General features: G+C 71.1%; 16 protein-coding genes. 11 read left to right on the plus strand and 5 right to left on the minus strand.

The annotated features are described in order from the left end of the window. Positions 1-16: 16 nt before the first annotated feature. On the minus strand, positions 17-1,066 hold the full coding sequence (locus OG371_RS03340; protein WP_329065419.1) for a Glu/Leu/Phe/Val dehydrogenase dimerization domain-containing protein: 1,050 nt from the start codon (positions 1,064-1,066) through the stop codon (positions 17-19). Between the two features lie 112 nt (positions 1,067-1,178). Here OG371_RS03340 and OG371_RS03345 point away from each other — a divergent pair, with 112 nt between their 5' ends. From OG371_RS03345 to OG371_RS03355, 3 genes are all read left to right on the plus strand, one after another. Beyond that, positions 1,179-1,658 (plus strand): Lrp/AsnC family transcriptional regulator, encoded by a 480-nt coding sequence (locus OG371_RS03345; RefSeq protein ID WP_329072896.1) that lies wholly within the window; start codon positions 1,179-1,181, stop codon positions 1,656-1,658. A gap of 111 nt (positions 1,659-1,769) precedes the next feature. Next, entirely contained in the window at positions 1,770-2,072 is a 303-nt protein-coding gene (locus tag OG371_RS03350) for a hypothetical protein (RefSeq protein ID WP_329065421.1), read from the plus strand. 57 nt (positions 2,073-2,129) lie between these two features. After that, a complete protein-coding gene (locus tag OG371_RS03355; RefSeq protein WP_329065422.1) occupies positions 2,130-2,693 on the plus strand; it encodes a GNAT family N-acetyltransferase in 564 nt (187 codons plus the stop codon). Between the two features lie 227 nt (positions 2,694-2,920). Here the strand turns inward: OG371_RS03355 and OG371_RS03360 are convergent, their stop codons facing one another. After that, entirely contained in the window at positions 2,921-3,550 is a 630-nt protein-coding gene (locus OG371_RS03360) for a YigZ family protein (RefSeq protein ID WP_329065424.1), read from the minus strand. Positions 3,551-4,113: 563 nt separating this feature from the next. On the opposite strand from OG371_RS03360, the gene gltB reads away from it, so the two are divergent. The 4 genes from gltB to OG371_RS03380 all read left to right on the plus strand — a co-directional run bounded on the left by gltB (position 4,114) and on the right by OG371_RS03380 (position 12,388). Then, positions 4,114-8,658 (plus strand): glutamate synthase large subunit, encoded by a 4,545-nt coding sequence (gene gltB / locus OG371_RS03365; protein WP_329065426.1) that lies wholly within the window; start codon positions 4,114-4,116, stop codon positions 8,656-8,658. Beyond that, positions 8,651-10,102 carry a glutamate synthase subunit beta gene (locus OG371_RS03370; RefSeq protein WP_329065428.1) on the plus strand — a complete coding sequence of 484 codons (1,452 nt, stop codon included), beginning with the start codon at positions 8,651-8,653 and terminating at the stop codon, positions 10,100-10,102. The genes gltB and OG371_RS03370 overlap by 8 nt, the downstream gene beginning before the upstream one ends. 314 nt (positions 10,103-10,416) lie before the next feature. Continuing rightward, positions 10,417-11,829 carry a Dyp-type peroxidase gene (locus OG371_RS03375; protein ID WP_329065430.1) on the plus strand — a complete coding sequence of 471 codons (1,413 nt, stop codon included), beginning with the start codon at positions 10,417-10,419 and terminating at the stop codon, positions 11,827-11,829. 154 nt (positions 11,830-11,983) lie between these two features. Beyond that, positions 11,984-12,388, plus strand: coding sequence for a VOC family protein (locus OG371_RS03380; RefSeq protein ID WP_329065432.1), 405 nt, complete (start codon positions 11,984-11,986; stop codon positions 12,386-12,388). 48 nt (positions 12,389-12,436) lie between these two features. Here OG371_RS03380 and OG371_RS03385 read toward each other — a convergent pair whose 3' ends face one another. Then, a complete protein-coding gene (locus OG371_RS03385; RefSeq protein ID WP_329065434.1) occupies positions 12,437-13,348 on the minus strand; it encodes an ROK family protein in 912 nt (303 codons plus the stop codon). 81 nt (positions 13,349-13,429) lie between these two features. After that, positions 13,430-14,887: a M1 family metallopeptidase gene (locus OG371_RS03390; RefSeq protein WP_329065436.1), complete on the minus strand. Its 1,458-nt coding sequence runs from the start codon at positions 14,885-14,887 to the stop codon at positions 13,430-13,432. Positions 14,888-15,019: 132 nt separating this feature from the next. Between OG371_RS03390 and OG371_RS03395 the strand changes: the two genes are divergently transcribed. The 4 genes from OG371_RS03395 to OG371_RS03410 all read left to right on the plus strand — a co-directional run bounded on the left by OG371_RS03395 (position 15,020) and on the right by OG371_RS03410 (position 18,317). Then, positions 15,020-16,114 (plus strand): sensor histidine kinase, encoded by a 1,095-nt coding sequence (locus tag OG371_RS03395; RefSeq protein ID WP_329065438.1) that lies wholly within the window; start codon positions 15,020-15,022, stop codon positions 16,112-16,114. Further along, a complete protein-coding gene (locus OG371_RS03400; protein WP_329065440.1) occupies positions 16,111-16,752 on the plus strand; it encodes a response regulator transcription factor in 642 nt (213 codons plus the stop codon). Before OG371_RS03395 ends, OG371_RS03400 begins: the two co-directional genes overlap by 4 nt. Before the next feature lie 51 nt (positions 16,753-16,803). Continuing rightward, entirely contained in the window at positions 16,804-17,406 is a 603-nt protein-coding gene (locus tag OG371_RS03405) for a nitroreductase family protein (RefSeq protein ID WP_329065442.1), read from the plus strand. 113 nt (positions 17,407-17,519) lie between these two features. After that, positions 17,520-18,317, plus strand: coding sequence for an alpha/beta hydrolase (locus tag OG371_RS03410; RefSeq protein WP_329065444.1), 798 nt, complete (start codon positions 17,520-17,522; stop codon positions 18,315-18,317). Between the two features lie 6 nt (positions 18,318-18,323). Here the strand turns inward: OG371_RS03410 and mdlC are convergent, their stop codons facing one another. Beyond that, the gene (mdlC, locus tag OG371_RS03415; RefSeq protein ID WP_329065446.1) at positions 18,324-19,925 is read right to left on the minus strand and encodes a benzoylformate decarboxylase; all 1,602 of its coding nucleotides are present in this window, start codon (positions 19,923-19,925) and stop codon (positions 18,324-18,326) included. Positions 19,926-19,930: the final 5 nt, after the last annotated feature.

Raw genomic sequence — 19,930 nt, forward strand, 5'->3', positions numbered from 1 at the left:
CATTCAAGACACCCGGTCAGACCACCGCCGTACGGACCCCGTCGAGACGACGCCCGGACAGCGCCGCGGCCTCCGCGAGCGGCGTCGTGCCACGCGCGGCGGAATCGGACAGCAGAGCCGAAACCACGTCGCCGATCGCCGCCACCCGCGCGGACGCCGCGGCGTGGTCCAGGCCCTCGACCTCCCGCGCCACGGTGTAAACGACACCGCCCGCGCTCGCCACGTAGTCGGGCACCCAGACGATGCCGCGCGCGGCCAGCGTTTCCGCCACGCCGTCGTCGACCAGCTGGTTGTTGGCCGGGCCGACGATGAGCGGCGCGGTGAGCACGGTGTTTTTGCCGAGCACGCCGCCGACGGCCGCGGGCACCATGATGTCGGCGTCGAGTGCCAACGCCTCCGCCGGCTCGGCCCAGGCGTAGCCGAGGTAACGGGCGTCTTCGCGGGCCTGCTCGGTCACGTCGGAGACGGTGACCTCGGCGCCGGCCAGCCCGCTCGCGACCAGCCGCCCGACCGAGCCGAACCCGCACACCACCACCCGCCGTCCGGCCGGGTCCGGGGTGCCGAACACCGCCTCAGACGCGGCCCGCAGCGCGGCGAGCACCCCCTGAGCGGTCGGGCCGCTGGACGAGCCGATGCCGCCCGCGGACTCGGGCACGCAGAACGCGGGCGCGCCGTGCTCCCGCAGCACCAGCATGTCTTCGGGGCCGGTGCCGATGTCGGGCCCGGCGAGGTACTGGCCGTCCAGCGAGGCGATCAGTTCGGCGTGGTCGAGCAGCACGGCGTGCCGCTGGCCGGCGTCGAGACGCTGGCCGGGCCGCAGGGCGATCACGCTCTTCGCGCCGCCGAAGTCCATGCCCGCGACGGCGCACTTGTCCGTCATCGCGGCCGAAAGCCGCAGCACGTCACGCTCGGCCTCGTCCAGGCTGTCGTAGGCCTTCATCCGGCAGCCGCCGAGCGCGGGCCCGAGCGCCGTCGAATGGATCGCGACCATCGTGGTGACGCCGGAACGGCGGCCTCGGCGCACCACCAGCCGTTCGTGGTCCCAGGGCAGGGGGTGGACGGTCATCGAGGTCACCTTCCGCATGTCCGACGCTGTCTTCCCGGTGAAGTTAGAGTCGTGACCAGTGGTTTCGAGTCGGCGGCGAACATAATTCGGCATCGGAGGCGACGGGGACGTGCTGGACGAACTTGATTCGGCGATCGTTCGCCTGCTGCAGGAGGACGCCCGGCAGACCAACCGGGACATCGCGCGCAAGGTCGGAATTGCGCCTTCGACCTGCCTGGAGCGCACGCGGCTGCTGCGCGAGCGCGGCGTGATCCGCGGTTATCACGCCGAAGTCGACCTCCCCAGCCTCGGCCGTTCGGTGCAGGCCATGGTGTCCGCGCAGGTCCGCCCGCTCAGCCGCGCCGTGATCGACGCCTTCCAGCGGTCGATGGCGGAGCGGCCGGAGGTGCTCTCGGTGTTCGTGGCGGCGGGCAGCGACGATTTCCTCATCCACGTCGCCGTGCGCGACATCGACCACCTGCACGCTTTCCTGACCGACCGGCTCGCCCTGCGCAAGGAGGTGGTCGGGTTCCGCAGCTCGATCATCTTCCGGCACCTGCGCAAGTCCACCGTCGAAGAGCTGCCGATCGGCCGTGCGGCGGAGAACCCCTGAAAAGACGCGACATCACCCGGGAAAACACGGGAAATGCCCGGATTCCGGTGTTCCCGGGGCGAAACTGTCGGTGGTCCTTGTTCTACTGGACCATGAAAGCGAGGTACCGACATGACTGTCGAACTGACAGACACCGACATCGGCAGTGACATCGAATACGTGGCACTGAATCATCGTGAACGGGCCACCCTGGCCGCCGTGGCCGCGGGCCGCGCGCAGATCAGCTGCAGCTGTGAGCCGGACCTGTTCGTCGACGGCCTGAGCTGCTGTGACCAGGGCACCGTCCGCCGGCTGGCCCGGCTGGGCCTGATCGAACCCGTCTCGGCGGGGGCGCACGGGGAGCGGGTGCCGGCCGTGCTGACCGCCGCCGGAATGGCGGCCTTGAACGAGCCGGGCGCGATCGTGGCCGCCTAGCAGCGGGCCCGGAAAACCCGCTGGCCTCCGGGGCCGGCACCCGGCAGCATTACCGGGATGGACGTGTTCCTGGAAACGGAACGGCTGATTCTGCGCCGCTTCACCCGCGAAGACGCGGATCTGCTGTTCGAGCTCTACAACGACCCCGCCGTGATGCGTTACCTCAATGGCGGCGCACCGGCCGACCGGGCCGAGATCGCCGCGGTCGACCTCCCGGCATTCCTGGGTTACTACCCGCGTTTCGCCGGTTACGGCTTCTGGGCCGCGCTCGACCGGGAACACTCGGGCTTCCTGGGCTGGTTCCACTTCCGCCCACAGCCGGGCGACCCCCTGGACGAACCCGAACTCGGCTACCGCCTGCACCGCGCCGCCTGGGGCCGCGGCTACGCGACGGAAGGCTCCCGCGCCTTGCTGGCGAAGGGTTTCACCGAACTGGGCGCCAGCCGCGTCACCGCCGCCACCGTCACCGCGAACCAGGGCTCACGCCGTGTCCTGGAGAAGCTCGGCCTGCGTTACCTCCGCACCGTCCCCGCCGACGAGCACGACACCGCCGAAGGCGCCGAACACGGGGTGCGCGAGTACGCCATCACCCGCGCCGAATGGGCCGCGCTGCAGCATTGACCGCCGCCGCCCCGCCCCTCACCGCGCCACCCCGCGCCGCTCCTCGCCGCGCCCCTCTTCACAGCACCGCCCTCGCCGCGCCTCTCGTCGCCACCCCGCTCCGCGCCACCCGTCGCCGCGCCACCTCGCGCCGCGCCGGATGCGCCCCAATGTGGCGTTCGGTGCGTCCAGCGCACCGAACGCCACATTGGGTGCGTCCAGCGCAACCAACGCCACATTGGGGCGCTTCAGGCCGAGCGCACCCATTCCTCCCCCAGCCGGGTCAGCACGGCCTCGCCGCCGGTGAGGTCGGCGAGCCAGGCGGCGAACGGCTCCTCCTCACCCACACCGAGGCCGACCTCGAAGTGGGCAGTGGCGTCGAAGCGGGTCTCGTTCAGTGTGTACGGCGATGAGCGCAGGTCGTTCTCCAGGCGGCCCGCGCGGGTGTAGTCCACTTCGACCTCGACGAGGCGCAGCCGCCGGTACTCGACCACGCCGACCGCGTCCAGGGCTTCCGACACCGCCTGCCCGTACGCGCGGATCAAACCGCCCGCGCCCAGCAGTACACCGCCGAAATGCCGGGACACCACCGCGACCGTGTCGGTGACCGCGCGGCGCCGCAGGACCTCCAGCATCGGGATACCCGCGGTGCCGGCGGGTTCGCCGTCGTCGCTGGAGCGCTGGGTGCGGCCGTCCGGGCCGAGGACAAACGCGTGACAGTGGTGGCGCGCGGCCGGTTCGGCCTTCCGCCGGGCCGCGATCGCCGCGCGCGCAGCGGCTTCATCGGCCACCGGGGCGAGGGCGCAGAGGAAGCGGGAGCGCCGGATCTCGATCTCGTGCAGTCCCGGACTCGGCACGGAGAGATAACGATCAGTCATCGACGGCTCGCCTCATGCGACCAGTCAACCACCCTGACCGCGCGGACGAACGCCAGGTCGCGACGGCGTTTCGCCAGGTCAGCGCCGGTGTGGTCCGAGCACCGGGAGAGAAGGCCCGACATATGGGAGTACCCCGGGGGGCGTCAACGTAAGCGTGGCATTTCCCACCCGGGCCCGGCGACGTATGTCGATTACAGCGAATTCACACTATCGTCATAAGACCCGGCGAACCCGGGAGTAACACCACGCGCGCGGCCCGCCCCCCACCACACCGGCTGACCGTACCCAGCGCGTGGCTGCACCGACCACTGTTCGGCCGCCCAACGGCGTGTGGCCCGTGAATAACCCGCAGCCCGATCGACGACGACCGGGCTGGGCCGTCCCGCCTGGCTCTTCCCGTGCGCGAGCAGCAAGCTCCCGCGAGAGGGCAACGGGCGAGCCCGCGGCGAATTCCTTCCCCGACTGACCATCGCGGTTCCGGACCACTTCGTTAACCGGTTCACTGTCGAACCATCCGATGGAGTGAGTACCGGGCGCGCCAACGCCTTGGGAGGCGGCCAGCCGTGACCCACCGTGCCAGTTCCGGTTCCAGCACACCGGCCCTCGCGGGTCTGTACGACCCTTCTTACGAACACGACGCCTGCGGGGTCGCGTTCGTCGCCGACCTCGCCGGCCGGCGCGATCATCAGATCGTGGCGAAAGCCCTGGTCGCGCTCAGGAATCTGGAGCATCGCGGGGCGCGTGGCGCCGAACCGGACACCGGCGACGGCGCCGGCCTGCTGATCCAGGTGCCCGACGCCTTCTACCGCGAAGTCGTCGACTTCACGCTGCCCGAAGAAGGCGCGTATGCCGTCGGCACCGCTTTCCTGCCCCAGGAAGAAAAACGCCGCGGCCGCGCCATGACCACCATCGAGCGGATCGCCGCCGAGGAGGACATGCGCGTGGTGGGCTGGCGCGAGCTGCCCGTGGACACCGCGCACTGCGGGCCCACCGCCGCCGAGACCATGCCGCACTTCACGCAGCTGTTCCTGGCCGGGCGCCGCCACAACCGCGAAGGCCTCGCCCTGGAACGCGCCGCCTTCTGCGTGCGCAAGCGCGCCGAACACGAACTCGTCGAGGACGACGTCTACTTCCCCTCGCTGTCCTCGCGCACGATCGTCTACAAGGGAATGCTCACCGAAGGTCAGGTCGAGCGGTTCTTCCTCGACCTGACCGACGAGCGCGTGACGAGCGCCATCGGCCTCGTGCACTCCCGCTTCTCCACCAACACCTTCCCGTCGTGGCCGCTCGCGCACCCGTACCGGTACGTGGCGCACAACGGCGAGATCAACACCCTCAAGGGCAACCGCAACTGGATGGACGCGCGCGAGGCACTGCTGGAGACGGACCTCGTCCCCGGCGACCTCAAGCGGATCTACCCGGTGATCACCCGCGGCGCCAGCGACTCCGCGTCGTTCGACGAAGTGCTGGAGCTGCTGCACCTCGGCGGCCGGTCGCTGCCGCACTCGGTGCTGATGATGATCCCGGAGGCCTGGGAAAACCATCAGGAAATGGACCCGGCGCGACGCGCGTTCTACGAGTTCCACTCGACGCTGATGGAGCCGTGGGACGGGCCCGCGCTGGTGGCGTTCACCGACGGCACGCAGATCGGCGCGGTGCTCGACCGCAATGGCCTGCGCCCCGGCCGCTACTGGGTGACCGACGACGGGCTCGTGGTGCTCGCCAGCGAGGTCGGCGTGCTGGAGCTGGACCAGTCCACGATCGTCCGCAAGGGCCGGCTCGAGCCGGGCCGGATGTTCCTCGTCGACACCGCCGAGGGCCGGATCATCGAGGACGAGGAGATCAAGAGCGAGCTGGCCACCGCGCACCCGTACGACGAATGGGTCGACGCCGGGCTGCTGCGCTTGGAGGACCTGCCCGAGCGGGACCGCGAAGTGCCGCTGCACGCCGCGCTCGTGCGGCGCCAGCAGTCCTTCGGCTACACCGAAGAAGAGCTGGAGACCATTCTCGAGCCGATGGCCCGCACCGGCGCGGAGCCGATCGGCTCGATGGGCAACGACTCGCCGCTCGCCCCGCTGTCCACGCGCTCGCGGCCGTTGTTCGACTACTTCATCCAGCTGTTCGCCCAGGTGACGAACCCGCCGCTGGACTCCATCCGGGAAGAGCTGATCACCGCGCTCGGCACGCAGATCGGCGCGGAGCCGAACCTGCTGCAGGCCGACACCGCTTCGTGCCGGCGCATCGTGCTGCCGTTCCCCGTGCTGGACAACGATCAGCTGGCGAAATTGGTGCACGTCAACGACGACGGCACGCTGCCGGAGTTCCAGGCCGTCACGGTGCTCGGCCGCTACAACGTGCACGGCGGCGGCGAAGCGCTCGTACAGCGGCTCGACGAGATCCGCAGCGAAGTGTCCGAAGCGATCGAAGACGGCGCGCGGCTGATCGTGCTGTCCGATCGCGGCGTCGACGAGCATCACGCCGCGATCCCCTCGCTGCTGCTGACCGGCGCGGTGCACCACCACCTCGTTCGCGAGAAGACGCGCACGCAGGTCGGCCTCATCGTCGAGGCGGGCGACGCGCGCGAGGTGCACCACATCGCGCTGCTGGTGGGTTACGGCGTGGCCGCGGTGAACCCGTACCTGGCGATGGCGACGGTCGAGGAAATGGCGCACCAGGGCCTGATCCCGGGCGTCACCGGCAAGCAGGCGACCACGAACCTGATCAAGGCGCTGGGCAAGGGCGTGCGCAAGACGATGTCCAAGATGGGCGTCTCCACCGTCGCGTCCTACACCGGCGCGCAGATCTTCGAGGCCGTCGGGCTGGGCGCCGAAATCGTCGACACCTGTTTCACCGGAACCACTTCACGGCTCGGCGGCGTCGGGTTCGACACCATCGCCGACGAGGTCGAGCAGCGCCACCGCCGGGCCTTCCCGGCCGACGGCGTCCGCCCGAGCCACCGCGAGCTGGAGACCGGCGCGGACTACCAGTGGCGCCGCGAGGGCGAGCCGCACCTGTTCAACCCGCAGACCGTGTTCAAGCTGCAGCACTCTACGCGCAGCGGGAAGTACGAGGTCTTCAAGGAGTACACGAAGGCCGTCAACGACCAGTCGGAGAAGCTGCAGACGCTACGCGGGCTGTTCGACTTCAAGTACGGCGAGCGGACGCCGGTGCCGATCGAGGAGGTCGAGCCGGTCTCGGAGATCGTGAAGCGGTTCGCCACCGGCGCCATCTCGTACGGCTCGATTTCGATGGAGATGCACCAGACCCTGGCCATCGCGATGAACCGCCTCGGCGGCAAGTCGAACACCGGCGAGGGCGGCGAGGACGCGGAACGGCTGTACGACCCCGAGCGGCGCTCCGCGGTGAAGCAGGTCGCTTCGGGACGCTTCGGCGTGACGAGTGAGTACCTGGTCAACGCCGACGACATCCAGATCAAGATGGCGCAGGGCGCGAAGCCCGGCGAGGGCGGGCAGCTGCCCGGCGCGAAGGTGTACCCGTGGATCGCGAAGACGCGGTACTCGACCCCGGGCGTCGGCCTGATTTCCCCGCCGCCGCACCACGACATCTACTCGATCGAAGACCTGGCGCAGCTGATCCACGACCTGAAAAACGCCAATCCGGCCGCGCGCATCCACGTGAAGCTCGTGTCCGAGGTCGGGGTCGGCACGGTCGCGGCCGGGGTGTCCAAGGCACACGCGGACGTGGTGCTGATCTCCGGCCACGACGGCGGGACGGGCGCTTCGCCGCTGTCGTCCATCAAGCACGCCGGCGGGCCGTGGGAGCTGGGCCTGGCCGAGACCCAGCAGACGCTGCTGGCCAACCGGCTGCGCGACCGGATCGTGGTGCAGACCGACGGCCAGCTCAAGACCGGCCGTGACGTGATGATCGCCGCGCTGCTCGGCGCCGAGGAGTTCGGTTTCGCCACCGCGCCGCTGGTGGTTTCGGGCTGCATCATGATGCGCGTCTGCCACCTCGACACCTGCCCGGTGGGCGTCGCGACGCAGAACCCCAAGCTGCGCGAGAAGTTCAGCGGCAAGGCCGAGTACGTGGTGAACTTCTTCCAGTTCATCGCGCAGGAGGTCCGGGAATACCTGGCAGAGCTGGGTTTCCGGTCCATCGCCGAGGCCGTGGGCCACGCCGAGGTGCTCGACAAGCGCCAGGCCGTGGACCACTGGAAGGCGGCCGGGCTCGACCTGTCGCCGATCTTCCACGTGCCCGGGCTGGCCCCGCGCGCGGCCCGGCACCAGCAGGTGGCGCAGGACCACGGGCTGGACAAGGCGCTCGACAACACGCTGATCCAGCTGGCCGAGGGCGCGCTGTCCTCGGGCGACAAGGTGCGGCTGGAACTGCCGGTGCGCAACGTGAACCGCACCGTCGGCACCATGCTCGGCTCCGAGCTGACCAAGAAGTGGGGCGGCGAGGGCCTGCCGGACGACACCATCGACGTCACCTTCACCGGCACCGCGGGCCAGTCGTTCGGCGCGTTCGTGCCGAAGGGCATCACACTGCGGCTCTACGGCGACGGCAACGACTACGTCGGCAAGGGCCTGTCCGGCGGACGGCTGATCGTGCGTCCCGACAAGACCGCGGTGATCGCCGCGGAGGAGCACATCATCGCCGGCAACGTGATCGGTTACGGCGCCACCAGCGGCGAGATCTTCATCCGCGGCAAGGCCGGCGAACGGTTCTGCGTGCGCAACTCCGGCGCGCTGGCCGTCGTCGAAGGCGTCGGCGACCACGGCGTCGAGTACATGACCGGCGGCCGGGTCGTGGTGCTCGGCGGGGTCGGGCGCAACTTCGCGGCCGGCATGTCCGGCGGCATCGCGTACGTGCTGGACCTGCCGGTGCACCGGGTGAACCCGGAGATGGTCGATATCGACCCGCTCGACTCCGAGGACGCCGACTTCCTGCGTGAAACCGTCGAAAAGCATTACAACGAAACGGAGTCCGCGGTCGCGCGCACGCTGCTCGCCGACTGGGACGCCGCCATCGACCGCTTCGGCAAGGTCATGCCGAAGGACTACAAGCGTGTGCTCGCCGCTCAGGTTCAGGCCGAGCGGGATGGGCGCGACGTGAACGAGGCGATCATGGAGGCCGCACATGGCTGACCCCAAGGGCTTTCTGACCACCACCCGCGAAGAACCGAAGCGGCGTCCGGTCGATCTGCGGCTGATGGACTGGCGCGAGGTCTACGAGGACTTCGCATCGACGAAGCTGGAGAAGCAAGCCGGACGCTGTATGGACTGCGGCATCCCGTTCTGTCACCAGGGCTGTCCGCTGGGGAACCTGATCCCGGAGTGGAACACCCTGGTGTGGCGGGAAGACTGGCAGGAGGCGGCCGAGCGGCTGCACGCCACCAACAACTTCCCGGAGTTCACCGGCACGCTGTGCCCCGCGCCGTGCGAGACCGCCTGTGTGCTGGGCATCAACGACGATCCGGTGACGATCAAGCGGGTCGAGATCTCCATCATCGACCGGGCCTTCGCCGAGGGCTGGGTCACGCCGCAGGTGCCGATCGCCAAGACCGGCAAGAAGGTCGCCGTGGTCGGCTCCGGCCCGTCCGGGCTCGCCGCGGCGCAGCAGCTGACCCGCGCGGGCCACAGCGTGGTGGTGTACGAGCGGGCCGACAAGATCGGCGGGCTGCTGCGTTACGGCATCCCCGCGTTCAAGATGGAGAAGCACCGCCTCGACCGGCGGATCGCGCAGATGGAGGCCGAGGGCACGGAATTCCGGACCTCGGTGAACGTCGGCGCCGACCTCACCGTGGAAGAACTGCGGTCTTCGCACGACGCCGTGGTGCTGGCGGGCGGCGCGACGGCGTGGCGCGACCTGCCGATCGACGGCCGCGAGCTGACCGGCATCTACCAGGCGATGGAGTTCCTGCCGCCGGCGAACCGGGTGGCCGCGGGTGAGCTGGACGTGTCGCCGTACTCCGCCGAGGGCCTCGACGTGGTGGTCATCGGCGGCGGCGACACCGGCGCGGACTGCGTCGGCACCTCGCACCGCCAGGGCGCGAAATCGGTGACGCAGCTGGAAATCATGCCGCGGCCGCCGGAGTCGCGGTCGGACGCGAACCCCTGGCCGACGTACCCGATGATCTACCGCGTCTCCTCGGCCCACGAGGAGGGCGGCGAGCGGCTGTACTCGGTGAACACGCAGGAATTCCTGAGTGACGCCGACGGCCGCGTGCGCGCGCTGAAGCTCGTCGAGGTGCGCAACGAGGGCGGCAAGTTCGTCCCCGTCGAGGGCACCGAGACCGAGCTGCCGGCCCAGCTCGTGTTGCTGGCCATGGGTTTCCTGGGCCCGCAGCGCGAAGGGCTGATCGAGGACCTCGGCGTGGAGCTGGACCAGCGCGGCAATGTCGCGCGGGACAAGGACTTCCGCACCAGCCTCGACAACGTCTTCGTGGCCGGCGACATGGGCCGCGGCCAGTCGCTGATCGTGTGGGCCATCGCCGAGGGCCGCTCCTGCGCCGCCGGCGTCGACGCCTACCTCACCGGCCGCGATTTCCTGCCCGCCCCGATCGCGCCGACCGACCGGCCGATCTCCTGAGCTTCGGGCCGGGGGCACCAACGTTGTTGCCCCCGCCCGATCTGCTTACGCCCCAATGTGGCGTTCGGTGCGTTCAACGCACCGAACGCCACATTGGGTGCGTCCAGCGCACCCAATGCCACATTGGGGCGCTTCCCGACTGATCACCGAGCGAAACCCCTATCGCGCCATTCAGGTGATTTCCCGACCGGGGTGGCATCCGGGGTGCCACTGAGCGCAACCTGGAAATAAGGGAGGAACACCGCCGGTCGCCGAGGGGGCTCGGGTGCCGGTGGTGTCCGCCGGCACGGCGGGAACGGGGAGGGGACCCTGGCATGACTGTTGATCTGAGCACCACTCTGGCCTGGACCACGGCGAGCGGCGACGCCGCCACGATGCTCGACGAGCTCCAGCCCAACATCCTGAAGGCGCACGCCCGCGATCACCTGTCCGTGCTCTTCCTGCAGTTCGGCGAAACCAGGAAGGACGGCGCCGCGGCGAAGGCTTTCCTGGCGGCGCTGGCGAACCAGCAGATGAAGTCCGCGAAGACGCAGCTGCAGGAGATCAGCACGTTCAAGGCCGCGGGCACCGGGGGGACGCCGTACGTCGGGGTCGGGCTGACCGCCGCGGGGTATCACGCGCTGGGCGTGAAGCAGGTGCCGCAGGACGAGGCGTTCCTGCGCGGCATGCGCGACCCGGCGACGCGGCAGAAGCTCGCCGACCCGCCGCGGTCCACCTTCGATCCCGGTTACCACGGCGAAATCCACGCTGTGGTCCTGATCGGCGACGCCACCGACGGTGCGATGACCGCGCGCCGCAACGAGGTGCTGGCCCTGCTGCCGGACTCGGTCACCGTGCTGGCCGAAGAGGCGGGCCTGGGCCGCACCAACTCGCGCGGCGAGGGCATCGAGCACTTCGGCTACGTCGACGGACGCAGCCAGCCGCTGTTCCTGGCCGAGGACGTGGACGCGGAGAAGAACTCGACCGACGGCATCAACGTCTGGGACCCGTCGGCCCCGCTTTCGCAGGTGCTGGCCGCCGACGTCGCGGCACCGGACCCGGCCGTGCACTTCGGCAGTTACTTCGTTTTCCGCAAGCTGGAGCAGAACGTGCGGCGGTTCAAGCAGGCCGAGCTCGACTTGGCCGACACGCTCGGGCTCACCGGCGACGACCGCGAGCGCGCGGGCGCCATGATCATCGGCCGGTTCGAGGACGGCACTCCGCTCACCACGCAGCGCGAGGACGGCGCGGAAAGCCCGGTGTCCAACAACTTCACCTACGAAAGCGACCTCGGGGCCGGGAAATGCCCGTTCCAGGCGCACATCCGCAAGACGAACCCGCGGGGCAGCGGTGGTTTCGAGAAGCCCGCGGACGAGCGCCTGCACCTGATGGCGCGCCGTGGCGTGCCGTACGGCGAGCGCGCCGACGACCCGAACGCCGACGTGCCACCGGCCCAGCGCCCGGCCGGGGGTGTCGGGCTGCTGTTCGTGGCGTTCAACTCGGCGCTGGGCAGCCAGTTCGAGTTCACGCAGGCGACCTGGGCCGACAACCCGGGCTTCCCGAAGGCGCCGGTGAAGCCGGGCCTCGACCCGGTGATCGGCCAGGGGCCGCGGGAATCCTCGGAGTACGTGCCGGGCTGGGGCGGCACCACCACGGTCACCGCGCCGGCCGTGCCGCAGGCCGTCACGTGTAAGGGCGGCGACTACTTCTTCATGCCGTCGCTCGCTTTCCTGCGCGCGCTCGCCTGATCTTCGCGCGATGCGGGACGGCCCTTCCGCGGTCGGGGCGGAAGGGCCGGGCCCCGCAGTTGCTGGGGGTATTGGCCCCTTCGCGCGCCCGTGCGAAGGGGCCACTCAGTGTCAAGCCGCGCCGTGGCCGGGCCGGGGTGCTTGACTGACCCGCATGGAGAGAACCCCGCAGAAGATCACCACGTTCCTGATGTTCGAGGGCCGGGCCGAGGAAGCGCTCACCTTCTACCTGTCACTGTTCGAGGACGCCGCGATCGTGGCCATCAGCCGGTACGGCGCGGGCGGGCAGGGGCCGGAAGGCACCGTCGAGCACGCCACGTTCACCCTGGCCGGCCAGGAGTTCATGGCCATCGACAGCCCCGTCAGCCACGGATTCGGCTTCACCCCGGCGGTCTCGCTGTACGTGCAGTGCTCCGACGAGGCCGAACTCGACCGGCTCTACGCGGCGCTGGGCAAGGACGGCCAGGAGCTGATGCCGCTGGGCTCGTACGGCTTCAGCACCAAGTTCGGCTGGGTGAACGACCGGTTCGGCGTGTCCTGGCAGCTGAACCTGGCCTGAGCGGGCCGCCGGACTGGCCAACAGCCGAAGGACCCAGCGTCTGATCATTCAGCGGCGGGACTCCAGCAGGTCGAGGGCGAGCAGCCCGGCACCGAGCCGTCCGGCCTCGTCGCCGAGCTTGGCCAGGCGCAGCTCCGGCAGCCGCTGGAAGGTCAGCGCCGAGGAAAGCCAGTCGCGCACCGGGTCCAGCACGTAGTCGGCCGCGGTGAACAGGCCGCCGCCGAGCACCACGACCTCCGGGGCCAGCAGCGTCAGCAGGGTCCGGATGCCGTGGCCCAGCCCGTCGAGGGCGTCGGAGACGACGGCGACGGCCGCTTCGTCGCCGTGCCGGGCCGCGTCGACGACGGGCTGCGCGCCGTCCACCGGACGGCCGGTGTGCTCGGTGTAGCGCCGGGCGATGGCCGCCGCCGAGGAGATCGCCTCGAGACAGCCCGTGGCGCCGCAGCCGCAGAGGATGCGGTGCCCGACGTCGATGTGCCCGACCTCGCCGGCCAGCCCGTGCGCCCGGTAGAGCCGCCCGTCCAGCATCAGCGCGGCCGCGATCCCGGTGCCGACGGCGATGAACGCCGCGTCCGTGCAGCCCTGCCCGGCGCCGACGCGGAACTCGGCCAGCCCGCCCGCGCTCACGTCGTGCCCGAACGCCACCGGCAGCCCGAGCCGGCTCTCCAGCAGGTCGCCGAAGGGCACGTCGCGCCAGTCCAGGTTCGCGGAGAACCGCGCGACCCGCGCCTGCTCGTCGACGATCCCCGGCACGACCACGCCGACCGCGCCCGGCGCGCCCGTCCCGGCCTGCTCGGCGAGCACCGAGACGATCTCGGCCACCTGCTCGGCCAGCGCCTTGCCGTCCGCGCTGCGGGCCGTCGTGGCCCGCTGCGTCGCGAGCACGTTCAGGTCACCGTCGAGCAGGGCCGCCTTCACGGTCGTGCCACCCACGTCCAATGCCGCCACCAAATCAGCCATGCCGGGATTCTCACACCCCCGGCCTCACATCGAGGTGACGTTGACTGCCGGTAGCCGGATCGGCCACAGACTGTGGCCGGGTCAGGCCTTCCAATCCGGGTGCCCGGGCATCACCGGGGTTTTCGCTGTGTACAGCCAGTCGTGGAAAAACGCGCCGAGGTCCCGGCCGGAGAGCCGCTGGGCCACGTCGAGGTAGTCCTGGGTCGAGGCCGAACGGCCGTGGAAGGTGTCGTAGAAGGTCCGCTCGATCCGGTCGAACATCGGCTGCCCCACCACGTTCCGCAACGCGTACAGCGTGAGCGCGCCGCCGTTGTCGCTGCCGGAAAGCACGCCGGCGGGCGAGTTCAGGTGCGCGACCGGGCCCTCCTGCTCGAGCTGCTGGTTGTTGATGCCGTAGCGGCCGCGCATCTGCTCGTCGAACGGCTTCCCGCCGTGGGCGGAGACGTACAGGTCCTGGTAGTAGATGGCGTGGCCCTCGCTCAGCCACATGTCGTCCCAGTCGTGCACGGCCACCGCGTCGCCGAAGAACTGGTGGGTCAGCTCGTGGACCTGGGTCGGCGTCTCCCGCGGGTCGGCCAGGAACTCCGCGCCGTACGTGGGGATCGCGGCCGTCTCGAGCGCGACGCCGCCGTAGAGCGTGTCGACGCCGAGCGCGCCGGCGCTCGCGTACGGGAACGGGCGGCCGATCGTCCGCTCCAGCCAGGCGACCTGGGCCGGGGTGTCGCGGACGCGGTCGAGCGCGGCGGGCTTGGCGGCCTTCGTGACGTAACTGCGCACCGGGAGCCCGTGCGGGCCGACCTGGTCGACCTCGGTGAAGTGCCCGGCGGCGATCTGCACCACGTCGGTGGCGGCGGGCCGGTCCAGCCGGAAGACCGACGTCTGCCGGTCACCGTCGCGCTGCTTGCTCACGCGCGTCCCGCTCCCGACCGCGTCGACGTCGGACGGCGTGGTGATCCGGATCGTGTAAGTCGCGGGGTCGGCCGGCACGTCGTTCGACGGGAACACGGCGTGCTCGCGGTCGGGCTGGCCGAGCACGGCGAACCCGTCCGGGGTGTTCTCCCAGACCGGCATCGGGTTTTCGAACCCGGGCGGCAGTGGCATGACCGGGGAGACCGGGCTCTTCGCGCGGTCCACGACGTAATCCACCTTCACGCTGAACGCGTGGCCCCGCGCCACCGCGCGCGCCGGCGTGACGATCAGCTTCTCCCCCTTGACTTCGAACCGCGCCGCGCGGCCGTCGACCGTCACCGAGCGGACCTGCGGCACGGCCGAGTCGAGGCCGAACGACGAAAGCGCTTGCGTGGAAACCGCCCGCATGGTCACCGAAGCGTTCATCGTGGTGACGCCGGGCCGGTAGTCGACCGCGACGTCGTAGTCCCGCGCGTCGTAGCCGCCGTTACCCAGTTGAGGGAAGAGCCGCTCGCCCGCGCTGAGCGCGCCGGGTGTCCCGGGTTCTGCGTTCGCGGCCGCGGCCGTGCCGGTGGCCAGCACCACGGCGAGCCCGGCCACGGCGGCGTTTTTCCAGATCCGTTTCGTCATGTGTCCACAGTGCACTCCAGCGCCCGGAGCCGCATCGGCTGACCAGCCGGAGCCGCGTAACCGGAAAGTCGTACCCACGGCTGCGCGGCACGGGCGACGCGCGCGAGACCGCCGGGGCTTACGGTGATCAGCGTGCGGAACCGGCTGATCGACCTGTGCTTGGCCCTCGCGGTCACCGGTGTCCTCGTGCTGGACGGGCTCCACCGGGTCCGCACGCCGCCGTTCTGGCAGCTCGCGACCGCGGCGATGTTCGTGGTGTTCCTGCTGCGCCGCCGGTACCCGCTGAGCACCGCGCTGGCCGGCATCGCGTTGTCCTGGTTCGTGCCGACCACGCTGCTGCCGGCGACCTTCTTGATCTACAACGTCGCCGCGCGCCGCGGCCCGAAGTGGCCGACCGCCGTCGCACTGGCCGGCAACCTCGTGCTGCTGCTCGCCTTCCACCCGCCGAAGAGCCTGGCGGACTGGGAATCCACGGGCGTCGTCTCCGTGGGCTTCATCGTGCTGCCGCTGCTGGCCGGGCTGTGGATGTACCAGCGGGCGGCGCTGCTCGACGCCCTGCGCGGGCGGGCCGATCAGGCCGAGCGCGAGCGCGACCTGCTGGCCGAGCGCGCGGTGGCGGCCGAGCGCCGCCGGATCGCCCGGGAGATGCACGACGTCGTCGCCCACCGGGTGAGCATCGTCGCGCTGCAGGCCGGCGCGCTGTCGGTGCGGGCGCCGGACGAGGAAACGGGGCAGCTGGCCGAGGTGATCCGCGAGTCCAGCGCCGCCGCGCTGACCGAGCTGCGCGACATCCTGCGGGTGCTGCGCGACGACGTGCCCGATTCGCGCGCCCTGCCCAGCCCGACGCTGGCCGGTGTGGCGCGGCTGGCCGAAGACCTCACCGCGGCGGGCGCCCGGATCGTCGCCGAGCTGCCCGATCCGCTGCCGGAAGTGCCGGACCAGGTGGGCCGCGCCGCTTATCGGGTCGTGCAGGAATCGCTGACCAACGCGGCGAAACACGCGCCCGGCGCGACCATCCACGTGCGGCTGGGCCAGGAGGACGGGCGGCTGGTCGTCGAGGTGGCCAACCCGCTGGGCGGCTCGGCCGGGCTGCCGGTGTCGGGCTATGGGCTGATCGGCATGCGCGAGCGCGTCACCCTGGCCGGCGGCGCCCTGCGCACCGGCCCGGACGGCGCGGGCCGTTACCTGGTGCGGGCTTCGTTCCCGGCCGAGGAAGGAACACCGTGATCAAGGTCCTGCTGCTCGACGACGAGGCACTGGTCCGCAGCGGCATCCGGATGATCCTGGAGTCCGATCCGGAGATCCGCGTGGTCGCCGAGGCCGGTGACGGCGAGGGCGTCGCGGAGCTGGTCGAGCAATACCAGCCGGACGTGGTGCTCACCGACATCCAGATGCCGCGGGTCGACGGGCTGGAGGTGACCCGCGTGGTGGCCGCCGGACCGGGCGCGCCGCAGGTGGTGGTGCTCACGACGTTCGACCTCGACGAGTACGTGCACACCGCGCTGCGCCACGGCGCCACCGGATTCCTGCTGAAGGACACCCCGCCGCGGGACCTGGTCCGCGCCGTCCACCTGGTCCAGCGGGGCGAGGCGATGCTGGCCCCGTCGATCACCCGCCGCCTGCTGACGCACTTCGCGTCGGGGGAAGCCCTCCAGGGCGCCAAGACCCGGCTCGACGTGCTGACCCCGCGCGAACGCGAGGTGGCCGTCGCCGTCGCGCACGGTTCCAGCAACGCCGCGATCGCCGCCGCGCTGGGCCTGAGCGAGGCCACGGTGAAGGTGCACGTGGGCCGCATCATGTCCAAAGTGGACGCTACCAATCGCACCCAGGTCGCCATTCTGGTGCACGACGCGGGCCTGGCCTGACCCCTGGGTCAGGGGTGGCCGCCGGGGCGGCGGGCAGGGCAGAATCGGCCCATGGAGTTCAGGGATGTGCTGCGGGGCCGCCGGATGGTGCGGAGCTACCGGCCGGACCCGGTCGACGACGAGGTACTCCTGCGGATCGTGCGGATGGTCCACCGGGCGCCGAGCGGCGGGTTCAGCCAGGGCCACCGGCTGGTCGTGATCACCGCGCCGGAGGTGCGGAAGCGGATCGCCGAGGCGTCGGAGGAGCCGTACCTCGAAGCCGGGTTTCCGCCGTGGATCTCGCAGGCGCCCGTGCACATCGCCGTCGGCGTGCGCGAGGAGTCCTATCACGAGCGCTACCGCCAGCCGGACAAACTGGAGGCGGACGGCACCGAGACCATCTGGCCGGTGCCGTACTGGTGGTTCGACAGCGGCGCCCTGCTCACCCTGCTCCAGCTCGCCGCGGCCGATGAGGGCCTTTCGACCGGTTTCTTCGGTCCGGACGACTCCGACGAGATCGCCGCACTGCGCGCGGCCATCGGATTCCCGGACGACGTCGGGCTTTCCGGGGTGCTCACGCTCGGGTACGAGGCGGCCGGGGCGCCCGGCCCGTCCAAGTCCAGCCTGAGCCGGCAGCGGCTGCCGCTCGACGCGCTCGTGCAGTGGACGCGCTGAGGCCCGGGGTACGAACGGACACGATGGCGGGAACGTCCGAGCAGGGTCGTGGCACCGCCCCCGGCACGTGGTTAGCGTCGAGGGCAGGAGTTCGGCTAACGGAGGAGACCGCCATGGACCGGCGCACGTTCGGCAAACTCGCGGCATCCGGCGGGGTCGCTTCGGTGTTCGCCGCGAGCGGTCTCGGCGGCGCCGTGGCCTCGGCTTCGTCTGGTTCGGCGGTTTCGTCCGGCAAGCCGGGGCGCAGTGTGGTGCTGGTCCACGGCGCGTACGCCGACGGTTCCTGCTGGGCGGACGTGATCCGGGGCCTGCAGGCCGCCGGGGTCACCGCGACCTCGGTGCAGAATCCGCTGACCTCGCTGGCCGACGACGCCGCGGCCGCCCGCCGGATCCTGGACCTGCAGCCGGGCCCGACCGTCCTGGTCGGACACTCGTACGCCGGCTCGGTGATCAGCGAGGTCGGCGACCACCCGGCCGTCAGCTCGCTGGTGTACCTGTCGGCCCGCGCGCCGGAAGCCGGTGAGGACTACCCCGCGCTGGCCGCGAAATTCCCCACTCCGCCCGCGAACGCAGGAATCGTGTACGTCAACGGTTTCGGCGGTTTGACCGAGGAAGCTTTCCTCGACGACTTCGCCAACGGCGTCCCGCGTGACCGGGCGCGGGTGCTGTACGCCGCGCAGGGCCGGGTCGCGCAGACCTTGTTCGGCACCAAGACCACGGCCGCGGCTTGGCAGCACAAGCCTTCCCGGTACGTGATCACCACCGAGGACCGCACCACGGCGCCCGAATTGCAGCGGTTCGTCGCGAAGCGGATGAACGCCGAGGTGCTGGAAATCGCCTCGGGCCACCTGTCGCTGATCACGCACCCGCGTGAGGTGACGCGGTTCATCCTGGGCGCGGTGCGCGCGTAAAGCCGGTCACAGCAACGGCGGCACCGCCGGGTCGGTGGGAATCTCGAACAGGGCGGGCTTTCGCGCGGCGAGCGCGTCTTTCACCAGTGCGGCCAGCGTCGCGGGGTCTTCGACGCGGCGCCCGGGCACGCCGTAACCCTGGGCCAGGCTGACCGCGTCGAGGCCGGGCAGCTCGAGCCCCGGCACCGCGCCGGACACGTGGTTGAACCCGGCGAACGCCTTGAGGATCGCGTACTCCCGGTTCGCCATGACCACCGTCACGATCGGCGCGCCGGCCTGGGCCGCGGTCCACAGCGCGGACGAGCTGTAGTGCAGCGAACCGTCGCCGATGATGGCCAGCACCGGGCGGGACGGGTCGGCGATCGCCGCGCCGACGCCCGCCGCGAGGCCGTAGCCGAGGCCACCACTGGGGGTGGTCAGGAAACTGTCCGGAGTGGACAGCCGGACCCGGTCGTGGAACTCGGCCAGATTGGACGGTGACTCCTGCGCCACCCGCACCTGCGGGGTGATCACGCCGGCCAGGTGCGCGTACACACTGTCCGAAGTGGGCCGTCCGGTCGTCCCGGCGGCCGTTACCAGGCGGACGGGCCGGGGCTCCGGCGGCGTCCGCTTCCGTTCGGCGACCCGGCCGGCCAGCTCGGCCAGCGCCCGGCCCGGATCCCCGATCACCGAGGTGCCCAGCGGCGCGCGAGCGGCCTCGTCCGGGTCGTCGGTCAGGTGGAACAGCTTGGCGCCCGGTGAAATGTAGCGGCCCGGCGAGTACGGGTAGCAGGTGAACGCGGGCGCGCCGACCACCAGCACCACGTCGTACCCGGCCAGCCGCTCCCCGATCTGGCTGGCCCCGAACGGCAGGAAACCGCGGAACCACGGGGAAGTCTCGTCGAACACGTTCCGGCCCGAGGACGGCGCGGTGAACACCTCCAGCCCGGCCCGCTCGGCCAGGCGGTGGGCGTGGTCCCAGTCCCCCTCGGCAGTCGCCGCCGCGCCCAGCACCAGCGCCGGCCGCGAAGCGCCGTCCACGGCCCGCGCCACCTCCGCCATGGCCTCCGCGGCCGGTGCGGCGCGATGCCGGACCACGCGGGCCGCCAGATCGTCCACTTCGGACTGATCGGCGGCGGCGGACCAGTCGTCCATCGGCAGGCTCACGAACACCGGGCCCGAGGGCGCGGCCTGCGCCGTGTGCACCGCCCGCGCCAGCGCCGCCGGCACGTCCTGCGGCCGCGGCGGCTCGAACGACCACTTCACCGCCGGGCGCGGCACCGTCGTGGCGTCGACGTTCACCAGCCAGTTCTGCTGCGTGATCATCGCCCGCACCTGCTGGCCCGCGGTGACCACCAGCGGCGCCCGGCTCCACGCCGCGGTCAGCAGGCTGCCCACCGCGTTGCCCAGCCCCGGTCCGGTGTGCAGGTTGACCAGCACCGGCTTGCGGGTGACCTGCGCGTACCCGTCGGCCATCAGCACCACGGCCGCCTCCTGCAGGCCCAGGTAGTAGCGCAGGTCCGGCGGGAACCCGGCCAGCATGGTCAGCTCGGTCGAACCCGGGTTGCCGAACACCGCGTCCACCCCGAGGGCCCGCAGCATCGCCCAGACCTGCTCCCGCAACGACATGAACG

The sequence above is a fragment of the Amycolatopsis sp. NBC_01480 genome, from assembly GCF_036227205.1.
In the GTDB taxonomy this organism is placed as follows: domain Bacteria; phylum Actinomycetota; class Actinomycetes; order Mycobacteriales; family Pseudonocardiaceae; genus Amycolatopsis.